The organism is Streptacidiphilus sp. PB12-B1b, from assembly GCF_014084125.1.
Taxonomy (GTDB): Bacteria; Actinomycetota; Actinomycetes; order Streptomycetales; family Streptomycetaceae; genus Streptacidiphilus.
In genome coordinates this window covers 6,339,276-6,355,824 of record NZ_CP048405.1, presented here as the reverse complement: position 1 = coordinate 6,355,824, position 16,549 = coordinate 6,339,276, and the positions used below count along the sequence as shown (strand labels likewise).

The 16,549-nt window shown below is 70.2% G+C and carries 20 protein-coding genes; 7 read left to right on the top strand and 13 right to left on the bottom strand.

The features are described from left to right. Positions 1-172: 172 nt before the first annotated feature. A complete protein-coding gene (locus GXW83_RS27475; protein WP_182445741.1) occupies positions 173-580 on the top strand; it encodes a hypothetical protein in 408 nt (135 codons plus the stop codon). A 1,001-nt stretch (positions 581-1,581) separates the two neighbouring features. On the opposite strand, the gene GXW83_RS27470 is transcribed toward GXW83_RS27475, so the two are convergent. From GXW83_RS27470 to GXW83_RS27410, 13 genes are all read right to left on the bottom strand, one after another. Continuing rightward, positions 1,582-1,881, bottom strand: coding sequence for a hypothetical protein (locus tag GXW83_RS27470; RefSeq protein ID WP_225447290.1), 300 nt, complete (start codon positions 1,879-1,881; stop codon positions 1,582-1,584). A 108-nt stretch (positions 1,882-1,989) separates the two neighbouring features. Next, a complete protein-coding gene (locus GXW83_RS27465) occupies positions 1,990-2,712 on the bottom strand; it encodes a hypothetical protein (RefSeq protein WP_182445739.1) in 723 nt (240 codons plus the stop codon). Beyond that, on the bottom strand, positions 2,709-3,113 hold the full coding sequence (locus GXW83_RS27460) for a hypothetical protein (protein ID WP_182445738.1): 405 nt from the start codon (positions 3,111-3,113) through the stop codon (positions 2,709-2,711). Before GXW83_RS27460 ends, GXW83_RS27465 begins: the two co-directional genes overlap by 4 nt. Before the next feature lie 18 nt (positions 3,114-3,131). Further along, complete coding sequence (locus GXW83_RS27455; protein ID WP_182445737.1) at positions 3,132-3,821, bottom strand: hypothetical protein; 690 nt, start codon at positions 3,819-3,821, stop codon at positions 3,132-3,134. After that, a complete protein-coding gene (locus GXW83_RS27450) occupies positions 3,818-4,009 on the bottom strand; it encodes a hypothetical protein (RefSeq protein ID WP_182445736.1) in 192 nt (63 codons plus the stop codon). The genes GXW83_RS27455 and GXW83_RS27450 overlap by 4 nt, the downstream gene beginning before the upstream one ends. Then, positions 4,006-5,298 (bottom strand): DUF2637 domain-containing protein, encoded by a 1,293-nt coding sequence (locus tag GXW83_RS27445; RefSeq protein ID WP_225447289.1) that lies wholly within the window; start codon positions 5,296-5,298, stop codon positions 4,006-4,008. Before GXW83_RS27445 ends, GXW83_RS27450 begins: the two co-directional genes overlap by 4 nt. Further along, complete coding sequence (locus GXW83_RS27440; RefSeq protein WP_182445735.1) at positions 5,292-5,519, bottom strand: hypothetical protein; 228 nt, start codon at positions 5,517-5,519, stop codon at positions 5,292-5,294. The genes GXW83_RS27445 and GXW83_RS27440 overlap by 7 nt, the downstream gene beginning before the upstream one ends. Positions 5,520-5,675: 156 nt before the next feature. Then, entirely contained in the window at positions 5,676-5,825 is a 150-nt protein-coding gene (locus tag GXW83_RS27435; protein WP_182445734.1) for a hypothetical protein, read from the bottom strand. After that, complete coding sequence (locus tag GXW83_RS27430; RefSeq protein WP_182445733.1) at positions 5,822-6,328, bottom strand: hypothetical protein; 507 nt, start codon at positions 6,326-6,328, stop codon at positions 5,822-5,824. Before GXW83_RS27430 ends, GXW83_RS27435 begins: the two co-directional genes overlap by 4 nt. Then, positions 6,325-6,648, bottom strand: coding sequence for a hypothetical protein (locus GXW83_RS27425; RefSeq protein ID WP_182445732.1), 324 nt, complete (start codon positions 6,646-6,648; stop codon positions 6,325-6,327). Before GXW83_RS27425 ends, GXW83_RS27430 begins: the two co-directional genes overlap by 4 nt. Further along, positions 6,645-6,842: a hypothetical protein gene (locus tag GXW83_RS27420; protein ID WP_182445731.1), complete on the bottom strand. Its 198-nt coding sequence runs from the start codon at positions 6,840-6,842 to the stop codon at positions 6,645-6,647. The genes GXW83_RS27425 and GXW83_RS27420 overlap by 4 nt, the downstream gene beginning before the upstream one ends. Then, the gene (locus tag GXW83_RS27415; RefSeq protein WP_182445730.1) at positions 6,842-7,063 is read right to left on the bottom strand and encodes a hypothetical protein; all 222 of its coding nucleotides are present in this window, start codon (positions 7,061-7,063) and stop codon (positions 6,842-6,844) included. The genes GXW83_RS27420 and GXW83_RS27415 overlap by 1 nt, the downstream gene beginning before the upstream one ends. A gap of 5 nt (positions 7,064-7,068) precedes the next feature. Continuing rightward, the gene (locus GXW83_RS27410; RefSeq protein ID WP_182445729.1) at positions 7,069-8,352 is read right to left on the bottom strand and encodes a hypothetical protein; all 1,284 of its coding nucleotides are present in this window, start codon (positions 8,350-8,352) and stop codon (positions 7,069-7,071) included. A gap of 126 nt (positions 8,353-8,478) precedes the next feature. Here GXW83_RS27410 and GXW83_RS27405 point away from each other — a divergent pair, with 126 nt between their 5' ends. The 6 genes from GXW83_RS27405 to GXW83_RS27380 all read left to right on the top strand — a co-directional run bounded on the left by GXW83_RS27405 (position 8,479) and on the right by GXW83_RS27380 (position 16,521). Continuing rightward, the gene (locus GXW83_RS27405) at positions 8,479-9,843 is read left to right on the top strand and encodes a YifB family Mg chelatase-like AAA ATPase (RefSeq protein WP_182445728.1); all 1,365 of its coding nucleotides are present in this window, start codon (positions 8,479-8,481) and stop codon (positions 9,841-9,843) included. A gap of 71 nt (positions 9,844-9,914) precedes the next feature. Beyond that, on the top strand, positions 9,915-10,361 hold the full coding sequence (locus tag GXW83_RS27400) for a DNA-processing protein DprA (RefSeq protein ID WP_182445727.1): 447 nt from the start codon (positions 9,915-9,917) through the stop codon (positions 10,359-10,361). 169 nt (positions 10,362-10,530) lie between these two features. Continuing rightward, entirely contained in the window at positions 10,531-11,973 is a 1,443-nt protein-coding gene (locus GXW83_RS27395; protein WP_225447288.1) for a hypothetical protein, read from the top strand. A gap of 80 nt (positions 11,974-12,053) precedes the next feature. After that, entirely contained in the window at positions 12,054-13,889 is a 1,836-nt protein-coding gene (locus tag GXW83_RS27390; protein ID WP_182445725.1) for a hypothetical protein, read from the top strand. Continuing rightward, positions 13,886-16,033 (top strand): hypothetical protein, encoded by a 2,148-nt coding sequence (locus GXW83_RS34495; protein WP_225447287.1) that lies wholly within the window; start codon positions 13,886-13,888, stop codon positions 16,031-16,033. The genes GXW83_RS27390 and GXW83_RS34495 overlap by 4 nt, the downstream gene beginning before the upstream one ends. Next, a complete protein-coding gene (locus tag GXW83_RS27380; RefSeq protein WP_182445724.1) occupies positions 16,030-16,521 on the top strand; it encodes a hypothetical protein in 492 nt (163 codons plus the stop codon). The genes GXW83_RS34495 and GXW83_RS27380 overlap by 4 nt, the downstream gene beginning before the upstream one ends. The last annotated feature ends 28 nt before the right edge of the window (positions 16,522-16,549 follow it).

Here is a 16,549-nt window from a genome sequence, read left to right as displayed (position 1 = left end):
GCCGGCCTGTGGAGGGGCGTGCCGGACGGGGTAGGACGGCCGTCCGCGACCGCGCGGCAAACGCCTGGGGAGGCAGCGGGAGCGGACGGCCCACAGGGCGGTGCCGGTGAGCTGGACCTGCAAGACGCAGGTCCGGGTCCGTGGGCCCATCGCAGACGACAGGGAGCAGGACATGACCGACCCCCACCCCGACGCCGACTCGTGCCCGCCGTGGTGCTGCGGAAGCCACGGCGACCAGCCGACATGGCACGGCATCGAGTTCCACGAGTCCCGGCCGGTGGTGCTGGACGTGCTCACGGGCCCGGTGAAGCTGCAGTGCGTCACGGCCATGACCCAGTACCCGAAGGCCCGTACGCCGGCCGGGAGCCGCGTCTTCGCCTGGTCGCACATCACGGCCGACGTGACCATGGCCCGCCCGTCCGACCTGCGGGGCTTCGCCGACATGCTCTCCGGCTACGCGGCCCGGCTGCGGGAGGTCGCCGACGAGCTCGGCGTCGCCCAGGCCCAGGACCGGGAGCGGGAGCGGGAGCGGACGCAGGCGGTGGAGACCGATGCTAGGGACGCGGGCCGGGAGGAGTGATGGCCACTCTGGCCATCACTGGAGCACGCTGCCCCCGCAGCGAGCTACGGCTTAGACCGCCGACCTGTGCGAATCCACTCTCGCTTGACGATGCACACCACGACGGGCAGTACGAGCATCCCGAGGAACCACAGCCCCACGGCCCCGTGCGAATAGAAGACCGGCAGATCAGACCCCGGTAGGTAGGGCCCCGGCGCGAGATACGGCACTGTCAGCACCAGCCAGGACCCCACAACAACGACCGACATCCGCCCCAGAACTGACAAGCACCCCATGACCCCCCATCCTGACCGACGAGCAGAACCTATCCGGCCTCGGTGCACACCATCGCGGCGGAGTAGGGTCGTGACGGAATTCGGAGCCCCGGGCCGGTCAGCAGTTGGTGCTGAGCAGGTCGCCGCATTCTTCCCGCTAGCAGTAAAAAGGCAGGTCAGGCCGTTTTTCACGCGCGACCGTGAAAGGGTACGCACTGGTGCGGACCCCTGGGGTACTCGCTGGTCAGTACCCCTGCGGGAGGGTTTCGCTGGCACCGAAGCCCTCGGGCCACGCAGGGTAGGCAGATTGTGCCTACCCTTGATCACTTTGCGGGCACCCGCACGGTGATACCTGCACCGCACCAGCGCGGACGCTTTTGCGGGTCCAGTCGGCGGACCCGCAACCGTGGCAGCAACGGCCACGGACCTTCGGTGTGAAGGGCGGCGGCTGGACGGTACCCCGTGGTTGTGGGCGAGCCGCCCACACCTGGAGCGGCAACCGTGGGGCAGCACGCCAAGGTTGTGACCGTCCGGGTCACGACTGGCTGGTGGTTGCGGCGGCCAGGCTGTCCGCCGCAGATTGCCGCTACCGGCAAGATCACGCTTTGCGACTCCGCCGAACGGAGCCGCAAACATGAGGTGGTCACGATGACCAGCGGTGAGCCCGTCAGGCTGATGGGCTCAAGACGAACATCTTCGGGGCTCGCCCGGCCCCTGGCCGAAGTCGGCGAGTATGCCGCGGCCGGTTCAGCCGAAGAGGTGGGTGTACAGCAGGTAGAGCGGTCCGGCGAGCATGGCCAGTACCCAGAACTGCCACATGGCCCGGCCGATGATCCGGTCGTGCCGGTCCAGCCACGCCCGCACGTACCCGTCCACCGGGCGGGGCTTGGCGTGCGGGCCGGTGATCTCGTCGTCCTCGGGCCAGCGCCCGTGGTGGGCGCGCTCGGCGTGGTCGACGCGCTCGGCCTGCGCCTCCCGCTCGCTCGCATGGCCGGTGACGGTCCGACAGACTCGGCATCGGTAGAGGTACCGCATGCCTTCGAGCATGACAGAGCCCCCTCTCGGCCGGGGTCGATTCGGGGGCTCTGGGCGGTAGGTAGGCACTCGGTAGGGGGCCGGTAGGAGGCCCGGTAGGCGCGGGCTGACCTGCGGGTCCTACCGGCTACCGGTGGCCCCTGAGGGGACGCCGGAGGCGGCCGGGGGAGCGGGGCTGGACGCCCGTCCGGCGCCACCCGCAGCGGTGCCCGCAGCGGTGCCCGGGGCGGGCTGCCGGGTGAGGGCCGGGACGGGTGCCGGGGCGGCCGGCGGGAGGCCGTCGAGGAGCACTGCCTGACGGTTGCGCTGGTGGCCGTTGAAGGTGAGCTTCTTGCCGTCCACCAGGGGCGCCCCCAGGGCGGTCAGGTGGGCCTTGAGGTCGGTCTGCTGCCAGCCTCCGAACAGGCCCCGCTTGTGGCCCTCGGTGAGGAGGTCCGGCAGGTGCGCGGCGGTGCCCTGATCGGAGAGCGCGGCGACGTGCCGGATCAGCGCGTACAGGGTCGCCTCGGCGGGCGGCTCCTGCCGCTCCTCCGCCGGCTCCCCGCCGTCCGGCTGCTGGGCGTCGACGGGGGAGCCGGCCGCCGTCTTCGCCCCGTACCCGGAGGCCCCGACCGCCATGGCGGTGAAGAACCACACCGTGGCCGTCACCGTCACCGCGGGCACCACCGCTGGCAGCACGCGCCGGACGATCGGCCACAGGAAGTAGAGCGCTGCCACGGCTCCCCCGGCGTGCTTCCATCTCGGCCGGTAGGTGATCTTCGCCTTTGCCTTCAGGACCAGGAAGCGATGGCCCTGCAGCAGGGCGGCCAGGGTGCAGTCTTCGAGGTAGCGGCGCACGGTCACACCACCGAGTGGAGGATCGAGCCGAGGATGGTCACCGGCAGCACCCACAGGCCCCCCGCCGCGGCGAGGATGCCCGGGGCGGCGACGCCGCAGATCAGGTCCTTGACGAAGTTCGGCTTGGAGCCGAACGCGACGAAGATCAGCGCCAGGGCGATGGCGGCCGGCCCGATCGTGCCCAAGGTCGCGGACTGCTGGTTGACCGCCGTGGTGATGGTGGTGGACACGGTGCCGACCTGCCGGAACGCTGTGCCTGCCCCGGCCGCGAACAGGCCGATCGCGCAGCCCCAGTAGAACACGTGGTGATCTTTGACGGGCTTGAGCTTGCCGCCGCCCCGCCTGTGCATGACCAGGGCGACGATGATCACAAGAAGGACGCCGCCGGAGCCGAAGGTCCCGAACATGGTGGTGGTGTCTCCTATTCAGTGGTGGCCGGTGAGGGCGAGGAGCGGGGCGAGGCCGAGCAGCGCGACCAGCGCCGAGGCGACCGGGATGCGCACGATGATCAGCAGGGCGAGGGGGAAGGCGCCGCGGACCTGGGAGACCCGGACGCGGCCCCAGCGGCGGATGTACAGGTCCAGGAGCCAGAAGCCCCCCAGGAGTGCGCCGCCGACGGTCGGCGACTGGCGGGCGGTGGCCTGGACGAGGTGGACGCTGTAGCCGACGGAGGCGGACAAGCCGGTGAGGATGACCCAGCGGCGGAAGCGGCGGACGCGCTCGGTGTGGTGGACGAGGGGTAGGAGGCTGGCCAGCCGTTCGCGCTTCCGGCGCTCCTCGCGGTGCCGCTGCCTGCGCTCGGCCGCCGTCTCGCCTGCCGCGGCCAGCCGCGCTTCGTGTTCGCGCTGCCGGCGCTGCTCGCGCTCGGCGGGTGTCTCGGAGAGCACGCCGGCGAGGTGGTCGGCCAGGGCCCGCAGGTCGAACGGGGGTTCTGCGGCCTCGGCCTGGTCGTCGTCCGCGTCGGTCTCCGGCTCGGGCTCGGGGTCGGCCTGGTCGACTGCAGGGGTTTCGGTAGTAGCGAGACCCTTCGTGTCCTCGGTGGCAGAGTCGTCGGCGTACAGCCGCTCGAACCAGGTGTCGGGGTCGACGTCCCGGGTGTCGTCGGTGTCGGTCACAGCGGACCGCCGATCCCCAGCAGGCAGAACAGGCGCGCGCGGACGGCCAGCTCGTCGTCACCCACCTGGCGGGCGCACACGGGCGGCGCAGGGGGCACACGGACCGGCGCAGGCACCGGCAGGCGGGTCAGGGTGTCCGGCTCGGTCCAGCGGCGACGCCGCAGCCGGGACAGGATGCGGGTGATCACGGCACAACCTCCGGTTCGGGCTGGGGGAACTCGGCGAGGGCTTTGCGCAGGGTCGGGACGGAGATGCCCGACGCCTTGGCATGTTCGTTGAGGCTCGGCGGTCCCGGCAGCTGCTGCGCCACCCACCAGCCGACAGCGGCGTCAGCTCTGGTCTGCCGCTGCCGTTCACGGCGGGCGCGGGAGGCAAGCTCCATCGCGCTCAGCACCGGCTCCGGTTCGGGCTCGGGCGTGGATGTCGGCAAATTACCGACGACCAACTCCGGCTCCGGAACGGACATTTTGGGTTGTGACTGTCGCAGATCTGCGACAGTCGTGTCCGTTTCGCCCGAATCGACAAGATCAGAGCTTTCCGAAGTCAGCAGCGGCTCCGCGATCACCTCGACGGGGGCACAGGTGGCCGCGGTGGCCATCTGCTTGGGCCCTGCGGCCGGCCGAACCTCAGGAAAATTTCCTGAGGATTCCGGCGGCTCGGCTGCCTCGGCGGCGGCTGCCTCGGCGGCGGCGAACGCGGCCCACCCGGCGGCCTCCGGGGTCAACTCGGTGATCTTCGCGGTAGCAGGAAGATCGCTAGCTGCGGCGAGCGCCGGGGCGTCCTCGGCTTGCGGGTCCAACGCATGGACCCGCACCGACTCCGCACCGGTCAGCTCGGGCAGCGGCACGCCGTAGCGGGCGAGCTTCAGCGGCAGCAGCAGCTCCACCGGGGCCCGCCTGCGCCACCGGCGGCCGTAGGTGGCGCGCAGCCGCGCCCGGTACACCACCCGGGCCTGCTCCAGGCTCACGACCTGCTCGTAGGAGCGCAGCTCCCACAGCTTCATCCGCCGCCACAACCGGAAAGTTGGCAGAGGTGACAGAATCCAGCGGACCAGGCGGACCGACTCCATGTGCTTGTCCACGCTGATGGCGGCCAGCCGGCCGACGGCGTGCCGGGCGGCCTCGACGACCACCACGAACAGCACGGGGATGATCGCGTGCATGGCCACGGCGAGCAGATCGCCCCAGGCCGAGGCGGCGTTGAACACGATCGTCGCCGCGGTCAGCAGCCATGCGGTCTGCCGCAGCAGCGGGAACGGGATCCGCAGCCACGTCAGCACCAGGTCCAGGGCGAGCAGGACGGCGATGCCGACGTCCACACCGACCGGCAGGGCGTAGGAGAACCAGCCGAAGCCCTTGCGGACCGCGAGGCCCTGTACCGCTGCGTAGGAGCCGGTGAAGCCGATGACGGCGATCAGGACGGCCCCGGCCGTGATGCAGCCGATCACGATGCGCTGGGCGCGGTTGAGAGTCACCACCAGCCCCGCCCCCGCGTGCCGGAGCGCTCGGCGGTCCGGTTGGCGTCGATCTCGGCGTTCACCTGGCGGTCGAGCTTGGTGGCGGCCTTGCGGTGCGAGGCGGCGCGCCGGGACCGCGCCTCGGCATCCTTGCGCGCGGCCCGGTCGCTGGCGGACTCCCGACCGGCGTACGTGCCGGTGGTCATGTCGTGGGTCGAGCCGAACAATCCGAAGAGGGCCATGTCAGCTACCTCCGGTGGTCGGGTTGGGGCGGGTGTTCACGGGTGCTCCAGGGGGTGTGAGCCCGGCGGCGCGGCGGTGACCCCGGCGGAAACTCCGCAAAGTTGGCGGAGTTCCACTGGCCTTCCGCCGCACCGACCGGGCGCGGGGAAGACGGGTCAGAGGTGGACGTCGACGCTCAGGGCGACCTGGCCCTCGATGTCGTCCGGGTCGGGGATGCCGATCGGGTCGGCGGTGCTGAACGCGTCGCGCAGCCGGTGCAGGACAACGTCAGCCTCGGCCGGGGTCGCCACGATCAGGAAGATCACGGGTCCTCCCCGTCCAGCGGCGCCAGCGGCGGCAGGTGCTTCGGGAAGCCCGGCGGGCGCATCGCCTCGAGCGCCTCGGCCCGCAGCGGCTCGAAATCCGCGATGAACCGGCGCAGGAACCCGGCGTGCGACTCCAGGCCGTCGGCCAGGGCCCGCATCTCGTCCGGCGTCGTGCGGACGCAGCCGTCGGTGCCCGCGTCGACCGTCAAGTACGGCAGCACGCTGCCGCGCGTGGACAGCGGGGCCTGCGAGATGCCGACCGCCAGGATCTCGACCGTGTCCTCGGCCAGGGTCACGGTCAGCCCGTGGTCCTCCGAGTGGTGGGCGAAGTCCACCGGGTGCTGGGCGACGTCGGCGTCCGGGTGGCCGGCGCACCAGGTGGGGCAGGGCATCGTCAGGGCCCCGCCGCGCCAGGTCGCCACGGTGGCCGTGACCGGGTTCTCACGGACCACCCGCCACCACAGGCGGCCACCGCGGGTGGCGTCGAGGAGACGTCTTCTCATGACCGCTCACCTGCCTCGCGGGCCGCGTAGGCGACGAAGTCCCAGCGGGCACCGCCCCAGCGGCCCTGCACGTACAGGGACCGGGTGGGGATGCCCTGGTCGCTGAAGTCGCCCGTCTTGAGGTCGAGTTCCAGCGCGTCGGCGAGCAGCTGCGCCGCCTTGGCGCAGTCGGGGTGGCGGACGGTCATGAACGGCCGGATCACCCGGTCGACGTCGACAGTCCACTCGATGGGCAGCTCGTCCAGCTCGGGGTTCCGCGCGAGCAGCAGGTGAAGGGCGGCGACGGACAGCGAGGCTTCCGTCCGGTGGTCGCTGGTCATGACCGCTCACCGGCCTTTCCGGCGATGGCCCGCAGGATCAGGCAGCCGAGCAGGGTGAAGCCCTCGCGGTCGTCGCGGCGGCGGGTGGTGGCGAGGTCGGCGTACAGGGCCTCGGCCGGCGGGACCGGCCGCGGCCGGACCGCAGCGAGTGCCGCGGTCTCGGTCGGGCGCGGGATCGGGAAACGGGCACCCATCAGGACCGGCCCCGGGGCATCTGGAGCAGCTGGCGGATGACGCTGTCGCTGATCTCGGGGAGCTGGCCCTCGGGGAGGACCACGATCGTCTGACCCTCGGGGGTGTGGGCCAGGAAGCCGAGGAACGAGCCGAAGTTCTCGCCGAGGTCGGCCGGGCCGATCTCCAGGAGCAGTGCGCCGGAGTCCTGCAGCAGGGTGCTGGTGTCGAGGGTGGTCGTCATGGCGGTCACCGCCCCGCGTGGGCGTAGGCCCGGTATTCGGCGCGGTCGTCGCCCGGGTCGCTCGCGTGGCAGTCGCAGCACACGGGGTCGCCGTTGGCGTCGTCGGACAGGTCCGCCTCGGGCCAGGTCCGCTCGCAGCGGGCACACACGCCGGTCGTGGGCTGCACCGCGCTGGTGCGGTGCAGGCTCGCGCCCGCCTTCCGGATCATCGCGGCCAGCCGCTCGAACTCCTCGGCGAGTCGGTCAAGATCGGCCTGGGTGTGGGCGTGGACGTTGATCGCCTCGTCGCGGTCGTCGTACACGCCGAACACGGACACGTACAGCGGGCCTTCGTTCGGGGCGACCAGCTCTGTCGTGACCTCAAGATCACCGTTGATGATGATCCGGTCGATTCTGCGGGTGCAGTCGTCCGGGTGGCTGTAGCCGTCGCAGCCGTCCAGCACGCACGGGACCGTGACCCGCTCGTCAACCTCGGGCGACTCGGCGGCATCACCCATTCGGGCGTCCGCCCCCTCCTCCGGCTCCAGACCGGTGAACGACCAGTTCACCCAGGCCGAATGGGCGGTGTCGCGGCACTGCTGGTAGGTGTCGAAGCTGCGCGCGGCCACCCGGTAGGCGGTGGCGACGGGCGACTCCGGCCCGGCCGCGATGATCGCGTTCAGGTCGGCGGGCGTCAGCGCCTCTTCGAGGACGTCCAGGCGCTGCTTCCAGTCGTCCAGGACGGGTAGCAGCTGCTCGATGCGGTCGGAGGCGGCGTCGCAGTCGCCGACGCGCTCCAGGTCGCGCAGGTGTTCGCCGGTCAGGCCCTCGAAGCGGCCCGGGTAGTCCTGCACCGCCTCGTTGAAGCCGGTCAGCAGGGCTGTGATGGAGCCGAGGCGGTCAGCCGGCGTCTGCGGCTGGGCGGGGCGGGTGAGGCCGGTCTTGGCGGTGTAGTGCTCCATGGCCTCGTCCAACAGGTCGAGGTCGGCGTCGCCGTAGTAGTAGACGTCCCGGGCGACCCCGCGCACCATGTTCAGGCACTGGGGGGCCTTGTGGCCGTGGCGGGCCTGGTACTTGCGGTGGACTCGGCCGCCGAACGCGGAGGACCACTTGGCCTGCCAGTCGGCGGGGGCGCCGTGCTGGCTCATGTAGTCGGTGACGGTGACGAACCGGCCGCGCAGCGCCTTGAAGGTGAGGGATCGGGTGACGCCGAGGGCGGCCTGCTGAAGGCGCTGCAGGTAGCGGCGGGCGGAGCGGAGGCTCCACGCCCGGGGGGATGCGGACGGCACTCGATTGATGGGACGATCCATGGCAGCCGACTCCTTGGGTGAGATCAAGGGGGCGCCCGACCTAGTCGGGCCTTGCGGTCAGGCCCCTCCGGAGACGGGAATCTCCTGGTGGGGCCGTCTTTGCTTTAACAGCGTCTCAGTGGATCATTGGTCCTCGCCATCGCCTGCGCGGTGCTGGCCGCCGCCGAACGGCTGGACCCGGCGGCCATCGCCGGGCTGCTGCTCATCGGCGAGCTCGGCCTGGACGGCCGGGTCCGCCCGGTCCGCGGCGTGCTGCCCGCCGTGCTCGCCGCCGCCGACGCCGGCTACACCCGGGTCGTCGTGCCCGCCCAGACCGCCCCCGAGGCGTCCCTGGTGCCCGGCATGGACGTCCGCGGCGTCCGCACCCTGGGCAGCCTCATCGCCCTGCTCAGCGGTCGGGAGGCCGCCGAGGACCAGCCCGGGCCGGAGGAGCCTGCGCAGCCCGACAACGCCCTGGCCGGGCTCTCCCTGCCCGGCCTCGGCGTCCGCGGCCGCGCCGCCGACGAGCGCGACCACCGCGACCTCGCCGACATCGCCGGGCAGTACGAGGCCCGCCACGCCCTGGAGATCGCCGCCGCCGGGGGCCACCACCTCTTCCTGAAGGGCCCGCCCGGTGCGGGCAAGACGATGCTGGCCGAGCGGCTGCCGGGCATCCTGCCGCCGCTCAGCCCGCACCAGGCCCTGGAGGTCACCGCCGTGCACTCGGTCGCCGGGCTGCTCCCGCCCGGCCGACCGCTGGTCGGCACCGCGCCCTACTGCGCCCCGCACCACTCCACCACCATGCCCGCCATCATCGGCGGCGGCAGCGGCCTGCCGCGCCCGGGCGCGGTCTCGCTCGCCCACCGCGGCGTGCTGTTCCTGGACGAGGCCCCGGAGTTCCCGGTGCGGGTCCTGGACGCCCTGCGCCAGCCGCTGGAGTCCGGCGAGGTCGTGGTCGCCCGCTCGGCCGGTTCGCTGCGGCTGCCCGCCCGGTTCCTGCTGGTGATGGCGGCCAACCCGTGCCCCTGCGGCCGCTGGTCCCGGCGCGGGCAGGCCTGCGACTGCACCCCCACCATGGTCAGCCGCTACCAGGCCAGGCTCTCCGGGCCGCTGCTCGACCGGGTCGACCTCCGGGTCGAGGTCGAGCCGGTCACCCGGGTGGAGCTGATGGAGCGCGACGCCTCCGCCGAGAACAGCGCCACCGTCGCCGCCCGGGTGCTGGCGGCCCGGGAGCGCGCCGCCGCCAGATTCGCCGGCACCCCCTGGCGCACCAACGGCGAGGTGCCCGGCCACGAGCTGCGCACCCGCTGGCGGCTCGCCCCCGGCGCGCTGCAGGACGCCGAACGCCAGCTGGAACGCGGGCTGCTCACCGCCCGCGGCTTGGACCGGGTGCTGCGCGTCGCCTGGACCGCCGCCGACCTCGCCGGGCTGGACCTCCCCGGCCGGGCCCAGGTGCGCACCGCGCTGAGCCTGCGCAGCGGCGTCCCCGGCGGCCTGGCCGCCCCCGGCTGACCGGCCCCGCACCAGCCCGCCCGCGTCCGACCCATCCGCACGCCGCACCGAACCGCGAACCGGAGGCCACCATGGAACAGGCAGTACGACTCGCCAGGGCCGCGCTCAGCCGGATCGTCGAACCGGGCGACGAGGCCGCCGGTGCGCTGATCGACCGGTACGGCCCGGTCGAGGCACTGGACCGGCTCCAGGCAGGCCCGGCCGGTGAGGGCTTCCGGGCCCGGGCCGCCGGGGCCGACCCGGCCGCCGACCTGGACCACGCCTGCTCGCTCGGAACCCGGCTGGTCTGCCCGGGCGAGCCGGAATGGCCCACCCAGCTGGACGACCTCGGCCCCGCCCGGCCGACCGGGCTCTGGGTCCGCGGCGCGGCCTCCCTGCGGCTGCTGGCGCTGCGCTCCGTCGCCGTGGTCGGCGCCCGGGCCTGCACCGCCTACGGCGTCCACGTCGCCGCCGAGCTGGCGGCGGACCTCGCCGACGCGGCCTGGGTCGTGGTCTCCGGCGGCGCGTACGTTCTCTAGCGAGATCTGTGTTGTTGCAGAGGCGTGTTGCTGATACGGGACACAGCGAGCATCACCCGTTCGGGTGAATGCTGTCCTGTAGTGGTCCTTCTATGACCTGGGACTATGCAGGATCCCTGTTGTGAGATGGAAGGTCTACTTTCACGGTGAGCGGTTGGATCTTCTCCCGGTGCGCGACGATCCGGTCGTGTTGCAACACCAGGGCGTCCTGTTGCGGGCTTCGTCGGCGCCACGGAGGGCTGGCCAGCCCTTCTTGCTCAACCCTCTGGGGGCTCCGGATCTTCGGGTTGACCGATGGTTCGACAGTGACGAGGTGCGCGACTTAGGTCGGCTGACCTGGCGGAAGTACGCGTACAGCCTCGTGGTGTGGCTGAGCTTTCTGTGGGCTTGCGGACAGACCTGGGACGAGGTGGAGCCAACCGCGGTCGAAGCCTTCAAGACCTGGCGGACGCTGGACGGCCGCAATACGCGCTTGGTGGAGTCCGGCACCTACAGTGACAACCTCATCAACATCCGGCTGTTCTACCTCTGGGCAGCCAACGAGTTCCAGGTCCCCAATCCGATCCGGACCCGCCCAGGTCGCGGAAAGCGCCGGGATGGCAGCCAGTCGGAGAAGGTCGTGACCGACCCGAAGGCGACTCGGGACCGAGATGTGAAGTGGTTCGACCCCGCAGGCTTCGAGCGCTATCGGGACTGCGGGCTGCTCGGGCTGACGCTGGAGGGTGATGAGGACCCGAGTTGGCGAGGCCGCAACGGGCAGCGCAACGGCGCCTTCGCGGACTACCTCTACAACTCTGGACTGCGGCTGGAGGAAGGCGGTTCGCTGCTGCTGATCGAGCTCCCGCCGGACGATCCCAGCCGCGGCTTCTACACCTGCCACTTGGCCGAGCAGACGGCCAAGGGGGACGTAGCCCGCAGGTACTGGTTGGCACGCAAGGGCCTGGTGCCGGTACTGAACTACTGCGAGGGCGAGCGGGCCACGGCGGTGCGCAGGGCCCAGGCCGCCGGGCGTTATGAAGGCATGAAGGGGACCCGGCTGCTGACGCGGGTGCTGGCCAAAGGGCGGGTGAGGCTGGTCGGGCAGGACGGAGTGGTGGAGGAGGTCACTCTCGACTCGCTGACGCCGTCGGCTCGCCGTCTGCTTCTGCGTCAGACGCAACAGGGGCTGGAGCCGGTGGCACTGTGGTTGAACGAGGACGGGATGCCGAGGGATCCGCACGGGTGGCAGCACACCTTCACTCAGGCCAACAAGCGGCTGCGGGACAATTTGGGGCTGGAGGGGTTCGCCGGGACCGCCCACATGCTCCGACACAGCTTCGCCTTGCGCTGGTTCTCGGTAGGCCGGCTTCTCTTCGACAAGAAGTTCGCGCATCTGGACGGGGAAGAGCTTCGTGACCTGCGATACGAGTTCGGCAGCACCTGGGACCTGGTGCGTCTGCTGCTCGGGCATGCTGATCAGCGCACGACCAAGGAGACGTACTTGGAGCCGTTTGAGGCTCTGGAACTGGAGCTGCTGCTGCTGCACGCCAACAACAGCGGCCTCTCGGACCTGATGGCGGCGGTCTACGGCGCCGACCGGCGGGTGCTGGGCGATCCGGTGACTGACCGGTGAGCCCGGGGCGACAGGCGGAGATGCCGGAGGCGGGGTATAGCCCGCCGCAGCGGCTGTTCCTAGAGGACGGTCACTGCCGGGTGCGGTTCTTCTCCGAGCAGGACCCCGGCGAGATCGTCGACTACGACTTCACGACGTTCGCGGTGGATCGCCCGCTGCAGGAGGCGTTCGCCCGCGCCTTCGACGCGCACGTGGGGCCCGCGGGACAGGTGAACGCCTCCAATGCCGCCAACAACGCCTTCAGGCAGCTGCGCTATTTCGTTGACGTCCTGCTCCTGGAGGCAGAGCCCCCGCGGACCCCGCAAGATTTGGCACCCCGACACCTGAAGGCATTCCTGCTGAGCAGGGGGGAGGCGCCGTCCGCCGGGATGGCGGTGGGGCTGCTGCGATCCCTGCTGGCGAACGTGAAAGGGCTGACACCGCAGTTCGCCGCTCAGTGCGCGCAGTGGGTGCCGGCCCGCCGGGACAAGATCGTCTCGCGGGGCAGCTACAGCCCGACCGAGGAAAAGGCGATCTTGGACGCCGCACGGAAGGTGGTGCGGGCAGCCGTGAAGCGCATCAGGGAGTCCCGGGAGGTGCTGGAGCGCTGGCGAGAGGGCGGCGTCTCACGCGAGGACGAGCCAGTGCTCTACGAATACGGCTCGATCCTCGACATGGTGGAGACGACCGGGGAGATGCCGCGCAACAAATGGGGCAACGGCCTGGCATCGTGGATCGTCCCGCACGGCACTGTGACCGACCTGACCACGCGGCTGCATCTGAGCCTGGCCGAGGCCTGCGCGCTGGTGATTCTGCTCGTGCGGCTGACCGGGGAAAACGGGTCGACGATCATCAAGGCACCAGCGGCTTTCCACCGGCCAGACGGCGGGGCCGGGCCGTTGGCCAGCGTCCAGCTCGACCTGAGCAAGCCGCGTCGGGGCCCGCGGCGCTACATGACGGTGACGTTGAGCGAATTGCCGTCGTGGGCCTCGGCGCCCGCAGAGGAAGGCGAGCTGTCTTCCCGTGACGAGCTGCACACGCCGTTTGGCCTCTACATGGTCGCTATGGAACTGGCGGCGTCGTCACGGCGGATCAAGGGCAGCGACCGGCTGCTGGTCTATTGGGTTCCCAAGGCGGGAAAAGGCTCCCGGGCCCAGGGATCCGTGGCAGTCACGCGCCGCAACGTGAGCGGACGGGGTTTCCGCGACCAACTGACGAATTCGAGCATCGGATCCTGGGGCGCCGGTTTGAACCTGGTCGCCGATGAGCCGGACGAGGACGGCGCCCTGCAACGGCTGATCGTAGGCGCCGGACGTATGCGGGTCACTCACGGCGTGCGTGAACAAAAGCCGGTGGCCCAGACCCGGGAGACACTGGCGAACATCTACCTGCGACGGGACAAGTCGAGCCTGCGCGAGTACCAGAAGGTGGTCGCTGACGTGCTGGAGAAGGAAGTCGTCAAGGCCCGCACCGCAGGCCGGATCACCCGGCTGAGCACGGCGGATGTCGCCGAGGCCCTGCGCGACCCGGAGACGGTTGCCAAACGGCTCGGGGTGACCGCAGAGATGATGCGGCTGCTGGTCGCGAGGGACGCGGACACGGTGCTGGCCGCCTGCACGGACAATGAGAACGGCCCGCATAGCCCGCCGGGAGAGCCCTGCCGGGCCTCCTTCCTGAAGTGCCTGGAATGCCCGTGCGCCCGCGCGATGCCCCACCATCTGGCGGTTCAGGTGGTCGCCCGGGACATGATCAACGAACGGCGAACCCATATGACGGCCCTGCGTTGGGCCGAGCAGTTCGCCCTGCCCTTCGCGGAACTGGAAGACCTGATCCGACTAGCGGGCAAACGTGCCGAGGACCGGGCCCGCGCGAGGGCCGGGGAGGAAGAGCGAGAACTGGTGCGACGGCTGCTGGATGGGGAACTGGACGAGCGATGACAATCGAAGACGCCGCAGTTGAGCCGAAAGACGTCGTCGTGCCCGACCCCGACACGGTGGTGCTGCTGAACCGGCAGCTACGCGAAGGTACGGATCTCTCGACGCTGTCGGTGTTCGGCGACATGCGCTGGAACCTGCGCCCGGGAATCCTTGAGGATCACATGTCCTCGGTCAGCATCAACTTTGCTCTGGTGCCCGAACGGTTCCGCGAGATAGCCAAGATCTACATCTGGCAGGAACTGAACTGCGACGAGGGCCTGACGATCCTGCGCCGGGCGAGTATCAACGGCAGGCTGGCCGTCTACACGATGGTCTCCCAGCTCCGCCTCCTGCGCGGGCTGTTGGACTGGATGGATACCTACGGCTTCACCCTGATCATGGAGGTAACGCCGGAGGACCTGGAAGACTACCTCGACGGCGTCCGGGACGCGGAGATCAGTCATGGCAACCGCTGTGATCTGCTGCAGGCCGTTCGCCGCCTGTGGGCCTTCCGCGACCTGCTGCCGCCTGAGGGTCGGCTGCCCGAGATGCCGCCCTGGGGCGGAAAGGACTCCCGGGTTCTGCTGGGCCAGTCCCAGCGGGATCGGGAGAACTCTACTCTCCGCATCCAGGAGACCACGATGACGATGACGGTATTGTGGGCCGCCCGCTTCGTCGAAGGCTTCGCCGAGGACATCATCGCGGCCATGGAGGAGTTCCGGCCGCTGTTCGGCCTTAAGCCCGGCCGCTACAGCCCTGGCCCGCACCGTCGGATCCGGGTCCCAGGTCAAGCCGGGGCGACCCCGGAAGTCGGCGCATTGATCGAATCCTTCCGCGCTGAAGGCCGTGACCTGCCAGGCAGGCAACGAGGAGACGGCACCTGGGAGCCGGACTGGCCCTTCCTCGCCAAGCTCCTCGACCTCTCGCCAACCGCGATGCAGAAGAACCACGCCTATCGGGACATGTTCCTGACCTCTGGCATTCCCATCGCTCATGGCGCCTTCCTGACGGCCCGTCCGAAGGGACTTCTGGACGGCGGGCCCTGGATGGAGAACATCGCCTATGCCGACGTTAAGAAGCTGGTGCGCATGCTATCGACTGCGTGCTTCCTGCTCCTGGCCTACCTCACCGGCTGTCGCCCCGGAGAAGCGGTCAGCCTGCGACGCGGCTGCCTGCGCCGGGACAAGGTGACGAAGCTATGGGAGGTCCACGGCCGCAAGTGGAAGAATGCCCGCGACGAGAGCGGCGCCAAGATCCCCGAAGGGCAGTTCCGCGACGAGCCGTGGATCGCTCCAGATCTTGTCGCCACGGCGATCGGCGTTCAAGAACGCCTTCACGACGCCGAGGCTCTGTTCCCTGTCTGGCTGGTGGCGGACGAGCGCGACCAGCATGAGGGCGGAGAGGCCCGCACACTTGCTTCGATCAACGAGGATCTGAACGGTTTCATCGACTGGGTGAACGCTTTCTGCAGCCGGCATGGCCGCAGTGACGTAATCCCCCTCGATCCGCAGAGGCTGACGGGTTCACGCCTGCGGCGCACACTGGCCTGGTTCATCTGCCGTCGCCCCCGCGGGATGGTCGCCGCTGCGATCCAGTACGGGCATTTGCGGGTCCAGATCACTCAGGGCTATGCCGGCACATACGCGTCAGGATTCCCAGATGACCTCGCCTTCGAGCGGTGGCTGACCCAACTCGATGATCTTCAGGATGCCGACCGGCGCTTGAAAGCCGGCGAGCACGTCAGCGGTCCAGCCGCAGGAGCCTACCGGGCGAGGGTGAGCGGAGGAGCGAGAAAGTTCGCAGGACGGGTCCTACGGACCGGGAAGGAGGCAAGGCACGTGATGGCGAACCCCTCGCTGCAGATTTACCACGGCAAGGGCATGACCTGTGTTTTCACGGCCGCGACGGCGCGATGCGAGCTCGAACCCTCCCTGGACGACGCACGGGTCACGCCGGACACTGAGGGCTGCCATCCCGCCTGCGGCAACCTCTGCCGCACCGAAGAGAACATCTCCGAGCTGCGGGCCGAGGCTAGCCAGTTGCGGAACAAGGTAGCTGACAAGGTGAGCCCGCCGATCCGATGGGGCCGCGAGCGCCGCCGCCTGGCCTACCTGGAGCAACTCATCGACGAGCACGAGCGCGGGCACCCAGGAGGCACTACGTGAAGGCTGAACAAGATCCGCCACATGACCTTTGCGTCAAGCTGCGGGCCGCCGCCGACCGGCTACTGGCTGGCACCCCGCTCCACTCCTCAGGCAAGCTCACTATCCTCGACCTCGCCCAGGAGGCCCAGGTCAAACGCTGGCTCCTGACGCACAAGTACCCGAACACGCTCATGGCCAAATACCGGGCGGAGTTCAAGGCCGTTGGGCACAAGAGCGAGCCGATCAAAAGAGCTGAGACCGAGGTCGACAAGCTACGAGAACACCTGGCCAAGGCACGCAAGGAGAAACGACAGCTCGCGGATCTGGTCAACACCTACGCGATCATGACCCAGGAGCTGGCCCAGGAACGGGCAGAAGCCCTCGCCGAACGCGATGAGGCATGGGCCGCCCGTGACGCCGCGCTGGGCGTCACCGCCCTCAACTCAGCACCGCTGAAAACCGCCCCCACTGGACGGATGCACCGCCCACTCCCGCGAGGTCGCCGATAACGGGAACACTGGATCACCAAGTTTGAAA

Bases quoted from the DNA above. Each gene is read 5' to 3' on its own strand.
- GXW83_RS27475 (WP_182445741.1), top strand. From the start codon at position 173: ATGACCGACCCCCACCCCGACGCCGACTCGTGCCCGCCGTGGTGCTGC.
- GXW83_RS27470 (WP_225447290.1), bottom strand. From the start codon at position 1,881: ATGCTCGAAGGCATGCGGTACCTCTACCGATGCCGAGTCTGTCGGACC.
- GXW83_RS27460 (WP_182445738.1), bottom strand. From the start codon at position 3,113: ATGTTCGGGACCTTCGGCTCCGGCGGCGTCCTTCTTGTGATCATCGTC.
- GXW83_RS27440 (WP_182445735.1), bottom strand. From the start codon at position 5,519: ATGGCCCTCTTCGGATTGTTCGGCTCGACCCACGACATGACCACCGGC.
- GXW83_RS27430 (WP_182445733.1), bottom strand. From the start codon at position 6,328: ATGAGAAGACGTCTCCTCGACGCCACCCGCGGTGGCCGCCTGTGGTGG.
- GXW83_RS27425 (WP_182445732.1), bottom strand. From the start codon at position 6,648: ATGACCAGCGACCACCGGACGGAAGCCTCGCTGTCCGTCGCCGCCCTT.
- GXW83_RS27420 (WP_182445731.1), bottom strand. From the start codon at position 6,842: ATGGGTGCCCGTTTCCCGATCCCGCGCCCGACCGAGACCGCGGCACTC.
- GXW83_RS27415 (WP_182445730.1), bottom strand. From the start codon at position 7,063: ATGACGACCACCCTCGACACCAGCACCCTGCTGCAGGACTCCGGCGCA.
- GXW83_RS27410 (WP_182445729.1), bottom strand. From the start codon at position 8,352: ATGGATCGTCCCATCAATCGAGTGCCGTCCGCATCCCCCCGGGCGTGG.
- GXW83_RS27400 (WP_182445727.1), top strand. From the start codon at position 9,915: ATGGAACAGGCAGTACGACTCGCCAGGGCCGCGCTCAGCCGGATCGTC.
- GXW83_RS34495 (WP_225447287.1), top strand. From the start codon at position 13,886: ATGACAATCGAAGACGCCGCAGTTGAGCCGAAAGACGTCGTCGTGCCC.